Origin of the sequence: Paenibacillus sp. Pae15 (assembly GCF_024519685.1) — a bacterium.
Classification (GTDB): domain Bacteria; phylum Bacillota; class Bacilli; order Paenibacillales; family NBRC-103111; genus Paenibacillus_G; species Paenibacillus_G naphthalenovorans.
In genome coordinates this window covers 1-20777 of record NZ_JALJRM010000045.1, presented here as the reverse complement: position 1 = coordinate 20777, position 20777 = coordinate 1, and the positions used below count along the sequence as shown (strand labels likewise).

At 47.2% G+C, this 20777-nt stretch carries 23 protein-coding genes and 3 tRNA genes; 2 read left to right on the top strand and 24 right to left on the bottom strand.

The features are described 5' to 3' along the window. Nucleotides 1-259: 259 nt before the first annotated feature. Complete coding sequence (locus NR121_RS23825) at nucleotides 260-637, bottom strand: nucleoside triphosphate pyrophosphohydrolase family protein (protein ID WP_054819996.1); 378 nt, start codon at nucleotides 635-637, stop codon at nucleotides 260-262. A gap of 253 nt (nucleotides 638-890) precedes the next feature. Beyond that, the gene (locus NR121_RS23820; protein ID WP_054819997.1) at nucleotides 891-1193 is read right to left on the bottom strand and encodes a hypothetical protein; all 303 of its coding nucleotides are present in this window, start codon (nucleotides 1191-1193) and stop codon (nucleotides 891-893) included. 90 nt (nucleotides 1194-1283) lie between these two features. Between NR121_RS23820 and NR121_RS23815 the strand changes: the two genes are divergently transcribed. Beyond that, the gene (locus NR121_RS23815; RefSeq protein WP_256832034.1) at nucleotides 1284-1805 is read left to right on the top strand and encodes a hypothetical protein; all 522 of its coding nucleotides are present in this window, start codon (nucleotides 1284-1286) and stop codon (nucleotides 1803-1805) included. A gap of 167 nt (nucleotides 1806-1972) precedes the next feature. On the opposite strand, the gene NR121_RS23810 is transcribed toward NR121_RS23815, so the two are convergent. The 3 genes from NR121_RS23810 to NR121_RS23800 form a co-directional block, all read right to left on the bottom strand. Further along, nucleotides 1973-2197: an XF1762 family protein gene (locus tag NR121_RS23810; RefSeq protein WP_375162539.1), complete on the bottom strand. Its 225-nt coding sequence runs from the start codon at nucleotides 2195-2197 to the stop codon at nucleotides 1973-1975. A gap of 117 nt (nucleotides 2198-2314) precedes the next feature. After that, nucleotides 2315-3283 (bottom strand): hypothetical protein, encoded by a 969-nt coding sequence (locus NR121_RS23805; RefSeq protein ID WP_256832032.1) that lies wholly within the window; start codon nucleotides 3281-3283, stop codon nucleotides 2315-2317. Between the two features lie 5 nt (nucleotides 3284-3288). Beyond that, entirely contained in the window at nucleotides 3289-3807 is a 519-nt protein-coding gene (locus NR121_RS23800) for a crossover junction endodeoxyribonuclease RuvC (protein WP_256832036.1), read from the bottom strand. 143 nt (nucleotides 3808-3950) lie between these two features. Between NR121_RS23800 and NR121_RS23795 the strand changes: the two genes are divergently transcribed. After that, complete coding sequence (locus tag NR121_RS23795; RefSeq protein WP_375162538.1) at nucleotides 3951-4526, top strand: site-specific integrase; 576 nt, start codon at nucleotides 3951-3953, stop codon at nucleotides 4524-4526. Between the two features lie 76 nt (nucleotides 4527-4602). Here the strand turns inward: NR121_RS23795 and NR121_RS23790 are convergent. From NR121_RS23790 to NR121_RS23700, 19 genes are all read right to left on the bottom strand, one after another. Next, a tRNA-Gly gene (locus tag NR121_RS23790) sits at nucleotides 4603-4673 on the bottom strand. A gap of 233 nt (nucleotides 4674-4906) precedes the next feature. Continuing rightward, nucleotides 4907-5755 carry an alpha/beta fold hydrolase gene (locus tag NR121_RS23785; RefSeq protein ID WP_256832031.1) on the bottom strand — a complete coding sequence of 283 codons (849 nt, stop codon included), beginning with the start codon at nucleotides 5753-5755 and terminating at the stop codon, nucleotides 4907-4909. A gap of 40 nt (nucleotides 5756-5795) precedes the next feature. Next, nucleotides 5796-6758 carry a DODA-type extradiol aromatic ring-opening family dioxygenase gene (locus tag NR121_RS23780; RefSeq protein WP_256832030.1) on the bottom strand — a complete coding sequence of 321 codons (963 nt, stop codon included), beginning with the start codon at nucleotides 6756-6758 and terminating at the stop codon, nucleotides 5796-5798. Nucleotides 6759-6856: 98 nt separating this feature from the next. Continuing rightward, a complete protein-coding gene (locus NR121_RS23775; RefSeq protein ID WP_074728795.1) occupies nucleotides 6857-7243 on the bottom strand; it encodes a RidA family protein in 387 nt (128 codons plus the stop codon). A gap of 63 nt (nucleotides 7244-7306) precedes the next feature. Further along, entirely contained in the window at nucleotides 7307-8068 is a 762-nt protein-coding gene (locus NR121_RS23770; protein WP_054820006.1) for an SDR family NAD(P)-dependent oxidoreductase, read from the bottom strand. A gap of 97 nt (nucleotides 8069-8165) precedes the next feature. After that, complete coding sequence (locus NR121_RS23765; protein WP_062409474.1) at nucleotides 8166-9257, bottom strand: ABC transporter substrate-binding protein; 1092 nt, start codon at nucleotides 9255-9257, stop codon at nucleotides 8166-8168. A 39-nt stretch (nucleotides 9258-9296) separates the two neighbouring features. Further along, on the bottom strand, nucleotides 9297-9650 hold the full coding sequence (locus NR121_RS23760; protein WP_137671141.1) for a Rieske (2Fe-2S) protein: 354 nt from the start codon (nucleotides 9648-9650) through the stop codon (nucleotides 9297-9299). 39 nt (nucleotides 9651-9689) lie between these two features. Further along, nucleotides 9690-10736 carry an amidohydrolase family protein gene (locus NR121_RS23755; protein WP_062409476.1) on the bottom strand — a complete coding sequence of 349 codons (1047 nt, stop codon included), beginning with the start codon at nucleotides 10734-10736 and terminating at the stop codon, nucleotides 9690-9692. Nucleotides 10737-10757: 21 nt separating this feature from the next. Next, nucleotides 10758-11591 carry an ABC transporter permease gene (locus tag NR121_RS23750; protein WP_062409477.1) on the bottom strand — a complete coding sequence of 278 codons (834 nt, stop codon included), beginning with the start codon at nucleotides 11589-11591 and terminating at the stop codon, nucleotides 10758-10760. 1 nt (nucleotide 11592) lies between these two features. Continuing rightward, the gene (locus NR121_RS23745) at nucleotides 11593-12372 is read right to left on the bottom strand and encodes an ABC transporter ATP-binding protein (protein WP_054820010.1); all 780 of its coding nucleotides are present in this window, start codon (nucleotides 12370-12372) and stop codon (nucleotides 11593-11595) included. A gap of 29 nt (nucleotides 12373-12401) precedes the next feature. Beyond that, the gene (locus tag NR121_RS23740; RefSeq protein WP_256832028.1) at nucleotides 12402-13487 is read right to left on the bottom strand and encodes an ABC transporter substrate-binding protein; all 1086 of its coding nucleotides are present in this window, start codon (nucleotides 13485-13487) and stop codon (nucleotides 12402-12404) included. A gap of 11 nt (nucleotides 13488-13498) precedes the next feature. Further along, complete coding sequence (locus NR121_RS23735; protein ID WP_256832027.1) at nucleotides 13499-14794, bottom strand: FAD-dependent oxidoreductase; 1296 nt, start codon at nucleotides 14792-14794, stop codon at nucleotides 13499-13501. Nucleotides 14795-14830: 36 nt separating this feature from the next. After that, nucleotides 14831-16417: a dihydroxy-acid dehydratase gene (ilvD, locus tag NR121_RS23730; protein ID WP_217437506.1), complete on the bottom strand. Its 1587-nt coding sequence runs from the start codon at nucleotides 16415-16417 to the stop codon at nucleotides 14831-14833. Between the two features lie 123 nt (nucleotides 16418-16540). Further along, complete coding sequence (locus NR121_RS23725; protein ID WP_054820325.1) at nucleotides 16541-17041, bottom strand: 3-phenylpropionate/cinnamic acid dioxygenase subunit beta; 501 nt, start codon at nucleotides 17039-17041, stop codon at nucleotides 16541-16543. Nucleotides 17042-17079: 38 nt separating this feature from the next. After that, nucleotides 17080-18450 carry an aromatic ring-hydroxylating oxygenase subunit alpha gene (locus tag NR121_RS23720; RefSeq protein ID WP_062409482.1) on the bottom strand — a complete coding sequence of 457 codons (1371 nt, stop codon included), beginning with the start codon at nucleotides 18448-18450 and terminating at the stop codon, nucleotides 17080-17082. Nucleotides 18451-18758: 308 nt separating this feature from the next. Next, nucleotides 18759-19157 carry a RidA family protein gene (locus NR121_RS23715; protein ID WP_054820326.1) on the bottom strand — a complete coding sequence of 133 codons (399 nt, stop codon included), beginning with the start codon at nucleotides 19155-19157 and terminating at the stop codon, nucleotides 18759-18761. A gap of 47 nt (nucleotides 19158-19204) precedes the next feature. Beyond that, the gene (locus NR121_RS23710; RefSeq protein ID WP_054820327.1) at nucleotides 19205-19849 is read right to left on the bottom strand and encodes a GntR family transcriptional regulator; all 645 of its coding nucleotides are present in this window, start codon (nucleotides 19847-19849) and stop codon (nucleotides 19205-19207) included. Nucleotides 19850-20513: 664 nt separating this feature from the next. Next, nucleotides 20514-20597, bottom strand: a tRNA-Leu gene (locus tag NR121_RS23705). Nucleotides 20598-20621: 24 nt separating this feature from the next. After that, nucleotides 20622-20707 (bottom strand) — tRNA-Leu (locus NR121_RS23700). Nucleotides 20708-20777: the final 70 nt, after the last annotated feature.

Genomic DNA, 20777 nt, shown 5'->3' with positions numbered 1-20777 from the left:
ATTTTCTCGGCATTTTTACGCTGCAATTCTCGGCACTTTTATTTTGCGATAAACATACGTGCAGTACAAAGAGCTTCCTCTACTCGTTTGCGCGTTGATTCTCGGTCAATCTCTAATAACCGGAAAGATAATTGTCCCATTCCCCTCACTCCTATGGTATTATAGGTGTGAGGAATGACGTTCTTTCCCTCGCTGGCCGGCCAAGATGCGGGGGATTATCTCAACTCATACGGTAAAACATACTATTAATGAATTAAAGTTAAAGCTTCTTGCCTCCATGACGCTGTGGGCGTGTAACGTTGTATGCCATCTTTTCCGAAATCGCTGATTCAAGATCAATTCCATAGTATCCGCAAGTGTCGAATACACGAATAACCACGTCCGCCAGTTCCGAAGGTATACCACAAGGCTTCCAATCGTCATCGATTTGTATTGCCTCTTTTTTCAACTCTCCATCCTCATTCTTCTCGTACCACATTGTCGTTGGCAGCTCACCGTTGCGATAATCCTCCAGTGCCTCCGAAAGCTCAGAATGCATTAGTGCAATTAATTCCCCAAATGACCGATCTTCCATCCACCAACCTTTAGATACTGCATTATCATGTGCTTCTTTGATTAATTCATTAATAGATCTCATTAATAAATCCCTCCCATGTATTTCAGTATTCAAGCAGGAATGCTATCCTGTATGTCGTATATGTAAGTATTAGGAGGCGAACAATGAAAAGAATTGTCTTTTATTTGGTTTTTTTCACCGTAGCAGGCTTTGCCCTTTATTACTACTGGTCGTACATATGGGACCGTATTTTCAATGACATTTTATTGAAAATATAAGATGGGGTAGATTACTTAAATCTACCTACCAAGTTCCTCAATATTCAAAACTGACGTCACCAAACGTTGCGCTCACGGACGATTTTCAACTCATCGTCGGTCAGCTCTACTTCAACCGGCTCGTAATGTTCTTTGATAAAAGCCACATCGTTGCTTAAAGGTAAGGAAGCTATGAACTTATAAAAGTCCTCGATGTCTCCACTATCTGGCTTTGATAAATCGTTACGGATAATCAAAGTTGCATCTGAAAGAGCTTTTGTATCTAGGAACTCGCCTTCCCAATCGCCGTATTCAATGCCATCGCACAAATTGCGGCCTTCTTTGTTTTTTGCTTTAAAAGCAACTGCGGATATTCCCATCTAAATTCCTCCCATGTATTTACCGTGTTCATTTCACCTTGATAATGGTATAATCCAATAAAATCCATTTGTGGGGTGAACAAGAAAATCATGTTTAAATTTTTATTAGGCAAAATAATTAGCAGAGAAATTTGGCATCTGTCTGATTTAACGGTAAAAGAACGTCGTCGCAAGAAAGCAATCCAGAAATATTTCGATGAAGAGCAACAGAGAAAAGAGTTAGAACAAAAAGAAAACCTTCTTAAATTTTCATCCCATATTGAAAAAGCTGATCGATTTCTACAAGATTCCGTTATGTTGGAACAATTAGTAAGAGATAAGCGTCGGGATGTAATAGCTTTCTTTGAACATAATGGCGATACTAAGAGATATAATTCTTTTTTTCTCACAACCCCTCAAAAAGAAGAACTCAGGCGCCTCCTATCCTTAAAACCTGCCGATTATATAATGAAAGATCTTAGAAGGATTAAAACCGAGCAAAACACAGTGGAATTCATCCTAGAACAAACAAACACCTATAAAAAAGCTGTAAAAATAATTGACAATTATGGACATCGCATGTTTGTTGATGCTCAAATGGTAACGATATATTTCCCTGTCGTTTTTAGATAAGACTGTGTTTTATTTCATTCAGCCATAATCTCCCATAATGTCTTCTGTCCTGTCGGATGTTTGTCGATCCGAGGTCGCGTTGGACAGTTCCAAGAGCCGCCCTTCGTCTTGTAAAGTTCACGCCATCCTGCAGCCCGCAAGCTTGTTCCCGGCTTCTCTGCCAACGTTTATGTAATAAGCCTGCGGTATCCCATCGCCCGGGCTGCTTGCCACGCAGCTGCGTATAGCTTTGATGGAGCGTTAGGCGTCCCATCTGTGCAGCAGCGGATCACTTCGAGCGTCCGGCCATTATCGTAGGCTCTGGCGACCGGCCTGCCGACCATCACTACGCCGACCACCTTCTTTTCATCAGCAATAGCAATACTAAATTTGTGGCCCTGCGAGTCTCCTATTCAGTTCGGCTAATTCGTCCGGGGTTAAAAAGTAATGGTGACATCCATCATCATGTTTACTCATCTGCTGTTACACCTCCTTTTCCCGCCGCCCTAGGAAGGGCAGCGGGAAATGCATTAGGCAGCACCATTATCGCTATTTTTGATCCGGCTCTTGTATTTGCTCCAAGCTGCAGAGAGCTTACTGGACGAAATTCCTAAAGACGAGGCGATTTGCATCCACGTCTCACCGTTCTTCCTGCGTTCCAGTAAGGCAGGAAAGTCATACGGAATGTCATCGAAACTCGGCCGCTCTCGGAGTATGTAACTGTCCAGATCATCCGACGACGATTCATCAGCAGTAGGAGTTTCGTCCCCATCCAATATTTGCCTTTTCCATTCCGTGGGTTCATCTCCGTCATCAGAAGATGATTCATCGATCTCGTCTCGTTCATTTTCTCCCCCCGGAACAGCCGAGGTACTTTCACTTACCGCATCATGTTCAGCGGAATCCTGCGACCTCGAAAGAGGCTCATTTCCTTCAGCCTTAGATTTTCTCCACTCATCCCACTTGGCGGCCAGCGGCGCCACCCGGGAGCGGTACTCATCAATGAGCTCAACAATTTTGCCGCTACTCATCGCAAAATCAGAGGCCAGTTTGGAGTAGGTTTCACCAAGCCGGAGACGATCCACCCAAGCATAAAACGGATACGGGAGGTCATCATATTGCGGCGCCAGCAGCGATAAGATGAAGTCGTCGACGATCTCGCGGCTGATTTCTTCCGGGACTTCTTTGACCGGATCCTGCTCCTTCGGAAGTCCGAGGTCCATTTCAGTCTGTTCACCTTCCGACTTAACCTCGGTTACGATTCCTGATTCATCGACCTTATAATGCCGGATCGGCTTTTCGGTCCGGGCGTTAATCTGGACGTTGTATGTGACAACGGTGGATTCCAACGCAACACGAATCTTTTGGTCGATCATTTCGGACAAAGCTTCCACACTGCCCCGCAGTTCACTGAGACTCGTTGAGAGCACAATCTCAACTTCACCCTTAGGCTTCATGTTCATTTTTTTGAACACCGGATTAAATTCTGCGTATGACATGATGCTCACGCTCCATTTATTTTTTTATGATAGGCCCAGCAGAGCGCCAGTGCGTCCGATGGGTCGAAAAGACGTTCCTTGATGTCTCCGGCCTTATATCTTCCTTTGAGGTCATCCTTTTTGTACGGAACTGGGATGGCTATCTCGTCGTAATCCAATCCGAACAGCATCTGCATTTCGACAGCCACCGTCTCCTTGTCAGCATTTCCTTTACCCGTTTGCATCTTGAGCTCCGTAGGCCGGATCGTCTCGATCCTTTTACCCAAATGCAGTGCGGCCAGTGTTACCATGGAGTACGCCCCGACAAGAGCGAGGACGCTTGAGGCGTTTTTGAAGTGAACCGGGCGCTCGAGAACGAGAACGTCGGGCTGTTCCTCCTGGATGAGTTGATAGCTGTCCCGATACACAAGATCAAGCACCTGCGGCATGCTGACCTTGCTATAATCCCTCAGCCCGTACTTGATCGGCTTACCATTTCGCATCGTTGCCCAACCTGCGTAATACGTACCATGGTCAATGCCCATAAGTTTCAAACCTTCCGCCTCCCCCGCCACTTTTTCCATGAAGGCGGCAATGTGTACACTTCACCGATGACCTGCCCCTTGCCGAGGCGGTCATAACGGCCCTCTACGCCCTTCCTGACCATTGGAGACTGTATTTTATTGGCGTGCTTCTCGGAGGGTTTCGCCGTGGCGAAATGCTTGCTGTTGAATGGCCGCAAGTCGACTTCGAGAATGGCGGGATTTTCATTACCAAACAAATTACTTATGACGAACAAGGAAACAAAACCGAGGGTGAACTAAAAACAGAGGAGTCTGAAGGGTTTGTTCCGATGCCACAGTGGTACATGAACGATCTCAAAGAATACCGGCGCCAGTGGAACAAAGAAAAGCTGCGCTGCAAAAACTGGCTAGGTGGCGAAAAACTATATGTTTTCCATAGTGGCAACGGAATTATGTATTATCCGGATACTGCAACCGGCACGTGGCGAAAATTTTTACGTCGGAATGGCCTGCCTCATATTCGCTTGCATGATCTAAGGCATACGACAGCGATGCTGCTTCGGGAAAGCGGCAAGGATTTAAAGACGATCCAAGAACGGTTACGACATAGCCGTCTTGAAACGACGGCAAACATTTATACCCATGAGTCAATGCTCGTAAGTCGGGAAGCCGCAGACAGCCTGGAAACACTCGACCCAAGAATCAAGAAATTTGCCCCACGATCTGCCCCACAAAATTAAACCGTCCACCCTAACCCGTAAAAAGGTAAAATAAAAATCCCTTATATATCAAGGGATTTGAGCATTTTTTGTATGAAGCGGGTGATGGGAATCGAACCCACGCCGCCAGCTTGGGAAGCTGGAGTTCTACCATTGAACTACACCCGCATGGCTGATTAAAATGGTCGGTACGGGACGACACGATTGGAATGCCGGTAGAGTGACAAATATTAATATAGCAGGCTTTAAGTCAAAATGCAACATTCTATTTTATTGTACATCATGCTTTCAATGTGTCTGAAATGAGGTATCTTCAAAAGGAAAAAACAAGGAATCCCGTATTGATGATTCCTTGTTTTAATTATGCGCTCGAGAGGACTCGAACCTCTTTTTGCCGTGATCTAAATGATCTTCATGGAATTCTGGTTGCTCTGCGATTCCAGATGCTTCTGTATAAATTGAATGATCAGAGCGTTGATCTCGCGGGGCTTTTCACTCGGGCCGTAATGCCCACAAGATACTACCGCCATCTCAGAATGCGGAATCAGAGAATGCATCAATTCGCCCATACTGATATCATTGATCTTATCCTCGGATCCCCAGATAATTAAAGCAGGGCTCTTTATATAAGGCAATCTCCGCTGCAGGTTGTATCTGGCGCGGTGTGTAGGTTCATTCATATGGTTCAATATTTTTTGATAGGCCTCTAATGCCCCCGGCAGCAAAGTGCGTTCATACCACCGCTTAGCGGTTTCAGCGATTTTCGTGGTTTCACCGCACGACGTTTCACTCACATGCTTCAAAATGTCATCATAGACCGGCGGCTTAAACGATGTCATCGATGATAAAGTGCGCTTGGATATCCCTCCGGCACTAATCAAGGTCAATGTGCGAACGCGATCCGGGCTTTCATAACCGAGAAGCGATGCAACCCATCCCCCCATCGAGTGACCCACAACATGCGCGGATGAAATTCCTAAAGCATCCTGAAACTCTCGGACAAAGTCCGCGAGATAAGAAAACGAATACTCGACCTGAAGCCGGTCTCCCTTTCCCCAGCCAACGAAATCGGGAGCATAAACATGAAAATATTGGCTGAGTTCAGCCATGTTCGGAAGCCAGTAATCGCCCCCCGTCCAAAATCCGACCCCATGAAGCAAAATCAACGGCTCCCCCTGACCTGCTTCCAGATAATATGTAGTGCCGTGACTTAACGCAAGCTGACGTTCCTTTACCGAATCGATATCCAACCAGATTCCTCCCCACTCTTGCCCTACGCATCATTTGTGCTTATTTCCAGACTGCAAATGTCATTCCTACTCCCGTACCGGCGGGTGACCGATACCCTGAAACATATTCCAGATACTGCAGTTCCAAATGTTCAATTGCACCTGCAGAAACAATCCAGTTCAGAATCTCCCCGGAGGCCCCCTCCAGCTTTTCCCTGGGCAGCGTCTTGAGAATCTCAGGCTCCTTGCTCTTGAGCCCTTGAATAACTACTTGATCGAGATGCTCATCCAATTTAAAATGGCTCAACCCGCCGGATGCAATGACAGCGACACGTTGATCTTCTTCCCATGACTCAATGGCCCGTCTCAGTGCTTGCCCGAACTCATAACAACGTGCAGGGGTAGGCTGATTGGGCTTATAAAAGCAATTGACAAATACCGGGACCATGGGAATGGTCTTGTGAGTAGCCAACCGCCGATGGACAAATGTATAAGCGTGACCGAGCGACCGGCCCTCGATCTGGGTTGTGCTTTGTGAGACGTCAAACCCCTCGATCATCATCTTTTCAATGATATGTTTGCCTAATTCGCTATGCGCGGGGTAATAATCGATATTCTCTGTCGTGTGCCAAGCCCATATGACGGGGCGCATCGACGGATGAAGATCCTCCAAGCGGAGGGGAAAATCTTTCAATTCCGATCCCCAGAACACACCGAATGTAGGCTTAGCTTCATCCAAAAAGAGCTCTTCCTGATCGTCCCCTACAACCACCAGAATGTCAGGATCAGCCTCCTGAATCTCGCGGTTCAAACGCTCCACAGCAGCTTGACATGCTTCGTATTTTTTCTGCCAAACTTCCGGGGATAATTGCTCCTGAAGCGTGTGACCGAGCTCCCGTTCACGTTCTTCATAATGAGTATCCGGATTCAATCGGTCCCGTTCCGCATGCAGTGACCAAATATCCGCCGTGCTGCTCACTTGTGGGCTATGCGACGAACCAATACCAAGCACGATCTTTGCCAAACGAATCATCCTCCCTATGATAAATCATTAATGAATGAAGCCGTTTTCAAATCGCATTGTAATTTTATTCGCAGTTGTTGCTCGAACTTATGATTTTTTCAGGGCAAAACAGCAATAATTTCAACTTGTACGATGGCTCCCATCCGCAGATTTTTAACTACAGAATGCCGTGCAGGCCGGCTTTCAGGATCAGGAAACATTTTCACCCACTCTTCATTGACCAAGTCCCGATATTGCTCATCCTGGAGATAAACCGTCATTCTTCCGATATCGGCGGGAGTGCCTCCCGAAATTTCCATGAAGCGTTCAACGTTTCGAAAAACAAGTTCCACTTGTTTTACCGGATCTTCCGGGATCTCGCCTGATGCCGGATCCATTCCTGCAATCGCAGAAGAGAAGACCAATTGATCCACTTTCGCTCCCAAAGGAATAGGGGCAGACCTATGAGTGATCCCCTCGATCTCGATACTTTTCCTACGAGCCATTCCATCACCTCGATTTGTTGTATGTATGGTTATATAGATTACTGACCAATTTTCCGCGATAAATCAGAGCATCAGGCTGCCGCCGGTTACATCAAGTACGGCTCCGGTCACATAGCTGGCCTCATCGGAAACAAGAAATGCGACCGCATTCGCAACTTCTTCAGGTTGACCGATCCGTCTCAATGGTGTTCTAAGCGCAGCTTGCCGGCTTAATTCCTTATCCACGCTTTGTGTCATTGGCGTATCAACACGTCCGGGTACAACTACATTTACCCGAATGCCTAAAGGACCGTATTCGCCGGCTAATTTACGGCTTAATCCCAGCAGTCCGGATTTGCTTGCAGCATAGTGCGCGGATGTAACCGGACTGTAGGTTCGGGATGCTTGAGAACATATATTGACGATTCGTCCTCTTTGATTTTCAACCATCATCTCCAGCGCAACCTGGCTGCAATTAAAGGGACCGTTCAAATTAACGGCAAGCACCCGGTTCCAATCTTCAATCCTAATCTCTTGAAATGGAATCGAACCATTCGGACCTTTAGGAGAGATACCGGCATTATTAATTAGGATATCGACCCTCCCAAAGCGTTCCTTTATTTTTCGTCCCCCTTCCCATACGGCCTCCGTGTCCGATACATCTAAAGGAAGATTCATAATTTCCACAGGATATGCGGAAAGCTTTAGAGACAGCTTTTGTAAAGCATCATGATTTATATCGCTAAGTATAAGATGACTCCCTTGTTCGGCAAGCTTATGGCTGATTGCCTGGCCCAAACCTCCGGCAGCTCCTGTTACCCAACTGACAAAATGATGAAGTTTCAATGCATTCACCTCCCATCCGGATAATTCCAGTGTATTTAATGCACACATTATTGTCAACAATATTTATAACAATTTTGTCATCGGTACACATCAGATGTTATTCTCCCATTTCCTTCAATGTTTTTTCCAATAATTCCGTATTTACGAAATCCTTGGGATCAACCATCTGTTTAATATAATTTTCCTTAAAGTACCAATTGATTTGTTCCTTGATATCTTCCACATTCATTTTACCGTTGGGATCAATGTACGGAAAAACGGTAATCCTCTCTTTAGGCTGCTCGCTATATTTGGAAATAATGCCGATCACTTCTTCATAGTTGCTGCCTTTTACAAAATTCCCGTCTTTTTTTGCAAGTACCGCATCGTAATAATAACGTGAACCTTTAATAAAGGCCTTCAGAAAACGTACACTCGCATCTTCGTTTCCGGCAAACTTTGACGAGAAAAATATCGCAGCGGATTGAGGAGAAATCTCGTCTGAAACCCAAGCGAGTACTTTTCCGTACCCTTCCTTTATCGCAATGGACACGTTAGGTTCACTGAGCCCAATGACATCCAGATTTTTGCCTTTTAACGCTTCCAGCAGACCACTGACACTATTTAACGATACCCATTGAACATCCTTTGAATTTAAACCGTTTTTTTCTAACATCATTCCTATATTATATTGATTGGCGCTTCCAATCGACGTGAGTCCGATCTTTTTGCCTTTTAAATCTTTAATCGATTTGATTTCGGAGTCATCCTCTCTAACCACGATGGCTGAATAATGATATGTTTTTTCTTCCCTCCCTTTATCTGCTACGGCAACAACCTTCTCTCCGGCTGAAATCATATTGTACAAGTCCGCTGAAAAGCCGCCTGCTCCAACATCTGCACTTCCGGATGCTACCGCTACATTGATCGCCTGGCCCGAATCTAAAAACTTGAATGTTACATCCAGATTTTCATCTTTAAAAAAACCTTTTTCCATAGCTATGAACAATGGCGCATTGGTTGTAAACTTCGATATGGCTACGTTTATAGAAAAAGGATTCTTAACCGGCTTTGGCGATTCTTCTTGAGTTGCACCAACTTTGGGAGTTTCCTTTTGAGTCTCTTGGGTGGTTGTATTTGTTCCACAAGCCATAAGTAATGTTGAGAGATGCAGCATAACCGCCAACATTACTATTTTTACTTTTCTCATATTAAGCAGCCCTCCAATAAATAGAGTTGTACTGCAAAACTAAACGGCGACAAATACATTTCCGTCTTCAACTTTGACTTCATAGATTTTCAGTCTTTGCTTAATAGACGGAATAACAGCCTTTCCCGAATCCATGGCAAACTCCCAATGATGCCAAGGACATCTCAGCACCAATTCATCATGCCGCATTTCATATTCTTCAAAAGAGTGGCAAATCAGGGTTCCGGTTACATGCCCCTTGCATATTTCCGCATGAAAATGCGGACAAATGTTCAATATGGCGTAATACTTGTTTCCTTCATAAAAAATGCCGATTTGCTTATTATCGACTTGCACTAACTTAGCCTTTCCGGGAGCAATCTCCCCTTCCCGGGCAACAAGATTCCATGCCATTTGCTTCCTTCCTCCTTTTCAGGCCATAATGGATGACTGCTACTTCAAATTGAAAAATTCCGCAGCATTATCATGCAGTATTTTCTTTCTTGCCGTTTCCGAAAGCTTCTTCGGCAAAACGCTGGGTTCGTCAAAGTCCCAATGAGGATAATCACTCGCGAACATCAATATATTTTCGGCGTCCATCATATCGAATATATGAAGCAGATGTTCTTCTTTCTTCGGATCCGGCCATGGTTGGGTAGTCAGACGTACATGATCGGCTATATACTCGCTGGGCAGGCGCTTTAACCAAGGTGCTTGCTGACGCAGCCCCTTAAAGCGTCCATCCATTCTCCACATTAAATGCGGCAGCCAGTCAAATCCGCCTTCAATAAGTACGAACTTCAGTCGGGGAAACCGCTCAAAAACGCCTTCCAATATGATGCTTGCCAAATGACCCATATAGATCTGCGGTACACATGAATGCCACTCCAGATAATTGCGGGCGACACCTGCCGGTGTAGGCGACGCCTGCGCAAACATGGCATTGGATTGGCCGGTATGCACCCCTATGGGAAGTCCTTTGCGCTGCGCCGCCTCATAGATTGGATAGTAAAAGCGATTGCCGAAGGGAATGCGTGACGTTGAAGACATAGCAACCATGACCATGTCCGGATGGTCTCCAAGCCTTTCGATTTCTCTTGCCGCCAGATGCGGATCTTGGGGGGCTACCATAATGACGCCTTTAAATCGTTTATCCTTAGGCAGCCAATGCTCGATGGAATGGTCATTATATGCCGAGCATATCGCCTGAGCGTAATCGGGATCCGGAATGGCCGATATGTGATACCCCGATCCCGTCAGTAAAGCATACGAATAATTGTACTTATCCAGCAATTGCTCCCTTAAAAAATCAGGATCCGAACCGGCTGGGCCGCCATTGGGCGGAATGGAATCCCATCGGAATCCACCTTCATTCAGAATCCCGGAATCCATTTTCCTCTCACCGTACTTCAAAAGCTCCGATCTCCATGGTTCGGGCAAATAGGGAGCCAGGTCTACCTCTTTTCGCCGGGCATGATGGACATCGCAATCAATGATCATCGTATGAACACCTCTTCTCCTTTATTTCCACGGCAGCAGCTTTCGTTCCAGCCATTCCAACGAACGGTTAAACAATAGGCCGAGCATGGACAAGATCAAGACACCTACCATCAAATTGGTCGTCATCATCAGATTGCCGTAATGCAAAATCATGGAGCCGACCCCCTTCTCAGCCGCAATCATTTCCGCCGAGACAAGCAAGAGCAGGGAATTCCCGGCAGCAAGCTTTAGCCCGGCAAAAATGGTCGGCAGTGCAGCAGGCAGAATAACCTTGCGGATGACGCTGAAATATTTCGATCCGAACGTAACGGCAGCTTTGAGCAGGATCGGGTCAACCTGTTTGACTCCGGCATAGGTGTTAATCACTACCGGGAAGAATACGCCAAGCGCGATAATCGTAAACTTGGGCAGTTCTCCGATCCCAAGCCATAAGATAAACAACGGCAGCAGCGCAATCTTCGGGATCGGGTAGATCGAATAAATAACCGGAGTTAATACGGAATCCACCCAGCGAAAGAAGCCCAGCAGCAGCCCGATCACAATGCCGGCAACCGCTCCGATGGCATACCCCGTCCCTATCCGCATTAAGCTTGTCAAAATATTATCCGTGACTTCCCCCGTCGTTACCATCTGCCATCCGGCTGCAAGAATGGCCGAAGGGGAAGGCAAAAAAAGCGGCGGAATCACTTGTATTCGGGCAAGCCCCTCCCATAATGTCAAGATGCCGAGTACTCCCAGCACCGAAGCATAGACCGGGGTTCGTTTCTCCAAAAAGGCTACGCGATTGCGGATGGTTTGCCTTTGAGGCTGAACGGTCCGACTGACTATATTCACGTTCGTGCTTCCCTGTTCCATCCTAATCCCCCTCCTTCAGTGCTTCTTGTGCGTCATGCCGGATGAGCTGCCATATTTCATCCACATAACGTTCGAATACCAACCGGTATTCCTCCTGATTCCGGCCGATTTTCGGCAGATCGATGCGGATAATGTTTTTAATCTCTCCGGGGCGTCGTGACATTACAATGACCCGGTCGGCTAAATAGACCGCCTCTTCGATGTTGTGGGTGACATAAAGCGTACTTAGTCTAGTACGATTCCATATGGCCAGCAGTTCCTCTTGCATAATGGTTCGCGTTTGTGCATCAAGAGCCGAAAACGGTTCATCCATCAGCAGAAGGTCCGGCTCGACGGCAAGCGCTCTTGCAATCCCCGCACGCTGCCGCATGCCCCCCGATAGCTGCTTCGGATATGCGGACTCAAAGCCGGTCAAGCCCACCATTTCGATATAATGGCGGCCTTTTTCCTGCTGCTCCTCTTTGCTGGCACCTTGCTCCTCCAGACCAAATATCACATTTTCGTAGACGGTCCGCCAGGGGAATAACGCAATTTCCTGAAACACAATCGCGAGCTTCGGCTCCTTGTTTCCCTGCAGCCCTTCGAAACTCACTTCACCGCTGCTGGGGGACAGCAGTCCCCCGACAATGTTCAATAAAGTAGATTTGCCGCAGCCGCTTGGGCCGACAAGTACTACAAATTCCTGGGCCGCTATCGTAAAATTGATGTCCTTGAGCGCAGTGATTTCCCGCTTGTTTGTGTCAATGAATTGTTTCTGAACATTTTCGACAACAATTCTCACGTCCTATTCACCAGCCAATTATAATTTTTTTAATTCCCTGCCGCTTTTAAAGCTTCGTCTAACAGCGTGGTATCTACGAAATCGTCAACCTCCAACGTTTTGACAATCAATTTTTCCTTGGCATACCATGCGATCTGCTCCTTGAGATCATCAATATCAGGCTTTCCGTTACGGTCGATAAACGGAAAGGACTTTTTGATCACGTCTTCCGGCTGGCCGGTATATTTGGTGATGATCTTGAGCACTTCGTCAAAATTCGGGCCCTGCGCCAATTTCCCGTCCTTCTTGGTCAATGCCGCGTCATAATAATAGCGCAGTCCCTTGAGATATGCTTTCAGGAAACGTACACTCGCATCCCTGTCGGATATGAATTTTGAAGAAAAAACAAGGGCGGAACTTTGAAATTTTATCTCGTCCGATATCCAAGTGAGCGTTTTGCCAAAACCTTCATCCACAGCCTTGGTAACATTGGGCTCACTGATAAAACCGAAGTCCACGCGTTTGCCCTTAATGGCATCTACCACGCCGCTGACGGAGTTCATCGGTGTCCATTGAACATCCTTCGAACTCATGCCATGATTCTCCAATATTCTGGCTATCGAGTAATGGTTCGTGCTGCCGATGGTTGTAATGGCGGCTTTCTTTCCCTTTAACTCTTCAACCGATTTGTACGGAGAATCATTAGGCAGCACCAGCGCCGAATAGGCATATCCCTTTTCCTCTCTGCCCTTATCGGCGACGAGAAACATCTTTTGACCCTGCGCGATCATATTGTAAAAATCTGCAGTCAAACCGGCAGCCGCAATATCCACGCTGCTGGACGCCACGGCTACGTTGACGGCATTCGCCGAATCGAACCATTTTAATTCAACGTCGAGATGTTCATCTTTGAAAAAGCCTTTCTCATAAGCGATAAACAGTGGAGCATTGGACGTAAATTTTAATAAGGCCAACGATACCGACTTCGATTCGGCCGGTTTTGTATTAGCAGGCTCCGACGGGTTAGCCGGTTCCGCGGAATTCCCCTGGTTTTCCGCACTTTTTCCGCAACCGGAAAGCATCATCGCGAAAAGTAAAAGAATAGCAATTACCGGGTAAACTGTTTTTTTCACCATGAACACCTCCTTTATCCGTTATATGGATCCATTCTGGTAAGGTTATCCTTCAACCGTTCCTGAAGTGCGGCAATGTCGATCTCATGGACGCTGCCCGTACCGGCAAGGCTTAATGCGTGTGCTGCTGCCGCCCCCGTTGCAATGCACGGTCCCATAACACGTACGCTGGACAGAGCCGCCAGATCCCCGTCAATACAACGGCCGGCTGCAGCCAGGTTGTCAACATCGGGAGGCGTCAGACTGCTTAAAGGGATATAGTGGACATGATCCTCGGAAAATGGCTGCCAGACATAGCCATCCTTTCGATTATGCAGTTCAATCGGCCATGCTGTACGGGCTACTGCATCCGGAAACCGCGTTCCGGCACGCACATCCTCAACCGTTAATTGCCGGCGGCCAACAATCCAGCGCGTTTGCCGGACGCCGGGAAAGCCATAACTGCGTACTCGACACTGGCCGAATGCAAGAGGAAATTCATTCTTTAGAAATACAACCGTTCGATCAGCCTGATCCTTGCCTTCAAGCGCTTTTTCCGCTGCCGCAATCGGCTCAAGCGGCGTTTCAACGTGCGTCATATTGAGAAGGGCTGTTCCCCTGCCCGGGAATACGATGGCAAGACCGTCCCTCCGTTCAAATCCATAATCATCGGCCTTTTCCTTAAGTCTTTGAATTAGCTCGTCATATGACGGGTAGTTCTTTTCGTCGATCCCCTCGAGTACCAACACCTGGGACCCATAAACCGAACCTTCCCCAGGCTCCCGGCATGGAAGGCCGGCGTGCCAAGCAAGTGCAGCGTCACCCGTCGCATCTACGAAACCGTTTGCATAAAGGCGCAAATCGCCATACCGGGTGGCCAAATCGATCGAATCGATACGCGTTCCCTTTCTTGTCACCCCCCGCAAAACGGCACCGGTAATCACGGTTACCCCGGCATCTCTAACGGATTTTTCTATCCATCGGGCAAGGGCTACCTCATCGTACATGATGGTATTAAATCTCCTGCGCAGGTGCAAATTCCCAGCAGCGCCAAGATCGCGGATGATGTCTTCAGCAATGCCATAGGTCATCAGGTATGGGTTCGGACCGTTGGAAACCAGGCCGGCGAATGTGCCTATGATCGAATTCACAGCCTGCCCCCCTAAGGTAGGCGAACCGTCCACCAATGCCACCTTATGACCGGATCGTGCCGCTTCCAAAGCGGCTGAAACTCCGGAAATGCCCGCACCTACTACACAAATATCGACTTTCACCTCCTGTACGTTTACCGTTGTGTCTTTTTGAACCGTCCGCGTAACCTTTAAATTCATTTCTTCCATTCTCCAAACATCCCTTCTTGTGATTAATTATTTAAAGAGAATACCTCCGGTTTCAGGCAACGGCCTAACCAATCGCTGATAAATCGACAACCATCCGTGCTCTTCCATGGCAGGAGCGCCATTTAAGCGCGAACGCCGAAGCTCTAGCTCGCTTTCCGGCACTTCAAGATTGACGAAACGCTTCTCTACATCAATTACGATGGTGTCGCCATCTTCCACAAGTCCTATAGGTCCGCCCTCCGCCGCTTCAGGAGAGACCTCGTTCACCGCCAGACTCATATTGGAAAGTCCTGATTGTTGCCCGTCAGTCACCACTGCAACCTTATCGCCTAAACTCGCCCCGTTCAGGGCAAAAACAAAATTGGACAAGAAGCCCATGCCGGGTGCACCCTTTGGACCAAGTCCTCTGACTACAACCACATGTCCGGGCTTGATCAGTCCCTTATGTACGCCTTCAATGGCTTCATCGGCTGAATTAAAGACAATCGCCGGCCCGCTAAACTGAAGTTGCCGATCATCGGTGACTGCAAGTTTGACGATACCGGTGTCCGGTGCTAACGAACCGCGTATTAATACAATAGAAGGGCGATTGACGAACGCGCGGTTTACTGGACGGATCACCTCTTCATCGGAGATCGCGATCCCGTGAAGGTTCTCCTTTATGGTCCGGCCGGATACCGTTATTGTATCGGTATGAAGGAAAGATTCGAGCTGCTTCAAGACCGCTTGCGCTCCGCCAGCCGCCTCGAACTGCTCAATCGTATGCTCCCCGTTGGGCCGTACGGCGCTCAGAAGCGGAATTTCATCGGCAAACCGTTCGAACATGCCGTAAATGTCCACATCCATCTGAGCCTCCCTGGCCAGCGCTTGAAGATGCTTCACCGCATTGATCGAACCGCTGATCGCCAACACCACCTTCACGGCATTGGCAAAAGCTTCAGGTACAAGAATATCACGGGGTTTCAGGTCGTCCCACACCATTTGTACTATTCTTTTGGCAGCGAGCCCGACCGTGTCCCACATCTTCTGGCTGTTGGCCAGTACCGGAGTGCTGCCGGGAAGCGCCATGCCAAGGGCTTCGCAAACAATGTGCATGGTGTTGGCCGTACCCATCCCGGCACATACGCCAGGACCAAGGATCGCATTCTTGCTCATCTCACTCAGTTCTTCGACCGAATAAACCCTCTTGCCGTTTTGTTGCTTTACAGCGTTTAACCATAGATCCTCAAAATCAATGTGCTCGCCACGATACTGCCCGCTTGGCTGATAACCGCAAGCTACGACAATAGTCGGAATGTTAAGCCGGGCGGCCGCCATGAGAAGACCCGGCACTGTCTTATCACAGGATACCAGGCAAATCATCCCGTCCAGCATGGCTCCTTCCACCGCCACCTCGACGTCGTTCACAATCAGGTCGCGGGCCGGCAGAATATATCCTCCCTTACGTCCCATACTGGTTACGGCATCCGACGGTGCCGCCGTGCGTACCTCAAATGGCAAACCACCGGCAGCGCGTATTTCCTCCTTCATCTTCGCAGCGATGCCATCAAGGTGGGCAAAGCACGCCGCCAGGTTTGAGGAGGTGTTTACGATCGCGATCTTGGGCTTTTCCATATCCTCCTCGTTGATTCCGAAAACTCCCCATTGCGCCCGCCTCATGGCCCATCTTACACTACCCGGTTCAACATAGCTCCTAAGCTTTCTTTCCATTGCAATAAAAATCTCCCTTCTGTTGACTTACAAAAACGTACTCAAATTCATCATAGTTAACACGGTCTGATCCGGATAAATGCTCCGGGAAGCGATTTTCCAATCTCCACCGATGTTGCGCAATACATCTAAACGCTCGCCAAAAATTTGCTCTACGGCATGATCAACTCCCCTGCTTCGTTGAAACGAAAAATAACTTTGTACTTTTAACTCGTTACTGGATGTACCTTCTTTAATAATAATATTGGATACAAAATGGCGTGTACGCAGCGGAGGATCCTCGGCCCATGCCGAGCCGGTTCTAAGTCTTTTTACCCGTGTTGTCAAAGATTTCTTGGTTTCCTCATAATAAGCCATATCATTATTTTTATCGAAACCGTCTTTGGATTCCTTCGTGACCCGTACAGGCATCCGATAAACAACATCATCCGTAAGCAGTTCCAACCAATCCTCGAACTCCCTATTATCCAATAAAAGCGCTTCAGTGTTGAGAAAATTCGTTATTTGGTAGTGCAGCTCATAATTCATAACCATCCCCTCCTTTTCTCCCCTTTTTCTTACCGATTTCAATCGTTCCATTTACTATCATCTTTCAAATCGCTTGTCATCAGTTCCAACCAATAGTCATGCATCCCTCTCAAGGCGGCATCCACATAACATGTCGGGTAAGCGACACCGGGTCCCGGCCATGATTCATCCGGCAACACTTCATCCATACCCATCATATAGTTAAGCAGATTATTATAACTAAGGTCCTTATCGCGAGCCATTCTCCCCTTGCTTGCCTGAACCACCCGAGTCCAGATTTCCGTATCGTCCGCCTCTAAAGTTCCCGATGGACCAAACGAAGCCACATAGCCTTTATACGAATCCATTTTATACGCTTCCGGTGCAGCTTTATCGATCAAGAACCAAGACCATATTTCAATTTTGTCCGGCCCCATTGGACGCCATATACGCAAAGTTAAATAATTGTGCAAGTGACCTTCACTTCCATGCACCGGACAATGGAAAGAAAGATTCGGGAAGCAAGAACCGACGATCACGGTGGTCTTTTTATAAACCTCCAACTGTTCTTTGGATAAGTTCCTTTCAAACATGGGCCACATTTCTTTAGGCAGCCCTTGATAAGGCGGCATATTTAAACCGGGCACGACTGTACTTACGTTTACACAATGTCCATGATTTAACTTGACTTGATGGCCATAACTGGAATATAGCGGGTCCTTGGGACTTATGCCAAGTTCAACGGTAGATCTGTGAGTAGTTGCTACATGATAGGGGTCGCCCCCGAAGTTTTCCGCCGTTAACTTCCAATTCGTGTTTACAACCCAGCGCTGAGGACCTCCTTTGACCTCCATTCCTCCGTCGCTTCGTCCTAAAATAATGTCAAGATACCATTTGAGTTCCCCGAGATACTCATCCAAAGACATTGCATTTTTGTCCATATTGCCGAAAATCATGCCCTTATATGTCTCAACTCGGGGAATCTTGCGCAGCGACCACTCTTTCTTATTCAATTTTTGGCCATAGACCTTGTCGCCTGCAACGACTCCAATCAGCTCTCCCTCCGTATTAAACGTCCAGCCATGAAACGGGCATGTAAACGCTTTCTTATTTCCTGAATCGGCCGTACATAAATGTGTTCCTCTATGGGTACAAGAATTCAAAAAGGCATTGATTTCTCCCTGTTTGTTTTTGATTAACAACACAGGATCATCCAACAACCATCTGGTGACATAGTCCCCTGGTTCCTTTAATTCCGACTCATGCCCTAAATATTGCCATGTGTATCCGAATATCCTATCCACTTCCAAAGCATAAATATCCGGATCTGTTAAAATCCATTGAGGGAACAATCCTTCTTCAAATTTTTCTTTTATTTCATTAAGCATTTCTCGATCAATACCATTTCTTAAATTATGTATCCTCGCCATTTGATTACCTCCCAACCCAATGTACCTGCATCCGTTTGCATCGATGACGGCAGTTCCACAGAATCTCTTGCTTCCAGACTGCAAAAGTCATTCCTGATCCCGTACCGGCGGGAGACCGATACCCTGAAACGTATTCCAGATACTAAGCTTTAGAGACATCAACCCCCTCGGTCATGATCTTTTCAATGAAATGTTGGCCTGATCGTTTCCTACAACCACTAAAATGTCTGGGAGCGTCCTGAATCTAAACGCCTCATAAATGAAACCCCTTTCAAATCTTCATACGAGAAACGGCAGCAAAAATACTTTCACGCTTCCTCGCGTAAAACAGCTGTGATTTCAACTTGCACGAGCGCTCCCGCCCGCAAATCCTTCACTACCGTATGTCGCGCAGGCCGATTGGCAGCATCGGGAAACATGCTCACCCATGCCTGATTGACTAAGTCCCGATACTGCTCATCCTGGAGATAAACCGTCATTCTCCCGATATCGGCTGAAGTTCCTCCGGCGACCTCCATGAAGCGATGAACGTGATCAAAGACTAGCTCAATTTGTTTTTCCGGCTCATCCGGAATCTTGCCGATTGCCGGGTCAACCCCGGCAATCGCAGAAGAGAAGACAAATCGACCCACTTTCGCTCCCAAGGGAATCGGAATCGTTCCGTGATGATTTACCCCTTTAATCTCAATACTTTTTCGACGAGCCATTCCCTCACCCCACTCACGTTAAACATTCACTTTAAGAACAAAAACGTCTAAAATAAATCTCGCAACCCGTTTAAAATCCGGCCGAGGTGCAGGCGCATGGCTTGTTCTGCCGCATCAGGATCACGTCGGATTACAGCTTCAACGATCGCCCGATGATCTTCGTATGATTTATCAGGCCGCCCCCGTTGCAAAATCGTTTTATACTGAAAACGAACACTCTGTGAATTGAGCGTATCCAAAACCTTCGCTGCGGTCTTATTCCCCGACATTTTAATGAGCATGTGATGAAGCCTTGTGTTGCAATCTGAATATTTCAGCAGATCGTTTGCCTCGTAATATATTTTCATTTCATTTAAAATGTCCTGAAGAACACCCTCGTCCTCGTCTGTTGCATTTTCTGCGGCGCGACGAGCGGCTAGGCCTTCTAAAGCTGTACGTACCTCGAGGATTTCAATCGCTTCTTCCTCCGTGACGAGACGGACACGCGCTCCGCGATAGCGTTCCCGCTCTACCAAGCCCTCTTGCTCCAAGCGCGCCAATGCAGTCCGTATCGCCGCGCGTCCGGCACCATATGATTTCGCCAAATCCAATTCCACAAGGTGCTGGTTGGGCATCAGAATCCCGCGGCATATATCCTCCTTCAATCGGAGATAGCATTCTTCTTCGTTCAGTAATGTAGCTTCATTTAGCATTGTACGCCAAATACTCCTTCCCCAGATAGCTAACTTTAGTATATTTCTATTCCAACATTATTGTCAACAATAATTTATACAATTTAGCTGAAAATATGATCTATCATTTTATGCACAATCTTATTTTGTGTAACGCGGTAGTTTGATAAAGTATCTGGTTAAAAAGTAGGGGCTTTCCCATACGTCAACCTGATGGAGTAACTGGATGACTGAGGAACGGCCCTGTGGGATATGGAAAAAATGACGGTATGGCAGAAGTAAAGGGTTGGGAACCCTTGCCAAGGCCATCGCCTGCAGATAGAACTGTTAGGCTAATTTTCAGCGCAGCAGAGACAATCTGCCACCGAAGGTGGTTCTCACACACGAATGAGGCTTGGGACCCAAGTGGGAAACAAATCAAGGATGAGGAACATAAAGCCCATGAAAATCCTTGTAGAATCAAGGGTTTCCGCGGGTTCCGCATCCGCAAATTTTTATCCGACTTATCGCGGACCTTAAATGGCACTGGCGAACGGTGTAAGTAAGAATCAGAAATGGCCGGTCATAGCCATTTCTCCACCATCACCAATATTGGATTATAGTTCTAAGTATCTTCTGTCCAAAAATAAAAAAGATCCCCAACCTGCCAGAATGTGCAGATCAGAAACCTTTACTGACGTTATGATGCGGTCGAGAGGACTCGAACCTCCACGGCTGTTACACCACTAGAACCTGAATCTAGCGCGTCTGCCAATTCCGCCACGACCGCATGTTTGAAATGAGTTTAAAATTATGGTGCGGTTGAGAGGACTCGAACCTCCACGGGCCTACGCCCACTACCCCCTCAAGATAGCGTGTCTGCCATTCCACCACAACCGCATATAATTTTGAAAAGTGAGCCATGTAGGACTCGAACCTACGACACCCTGATTAAAAGTCAGGTGCTCTA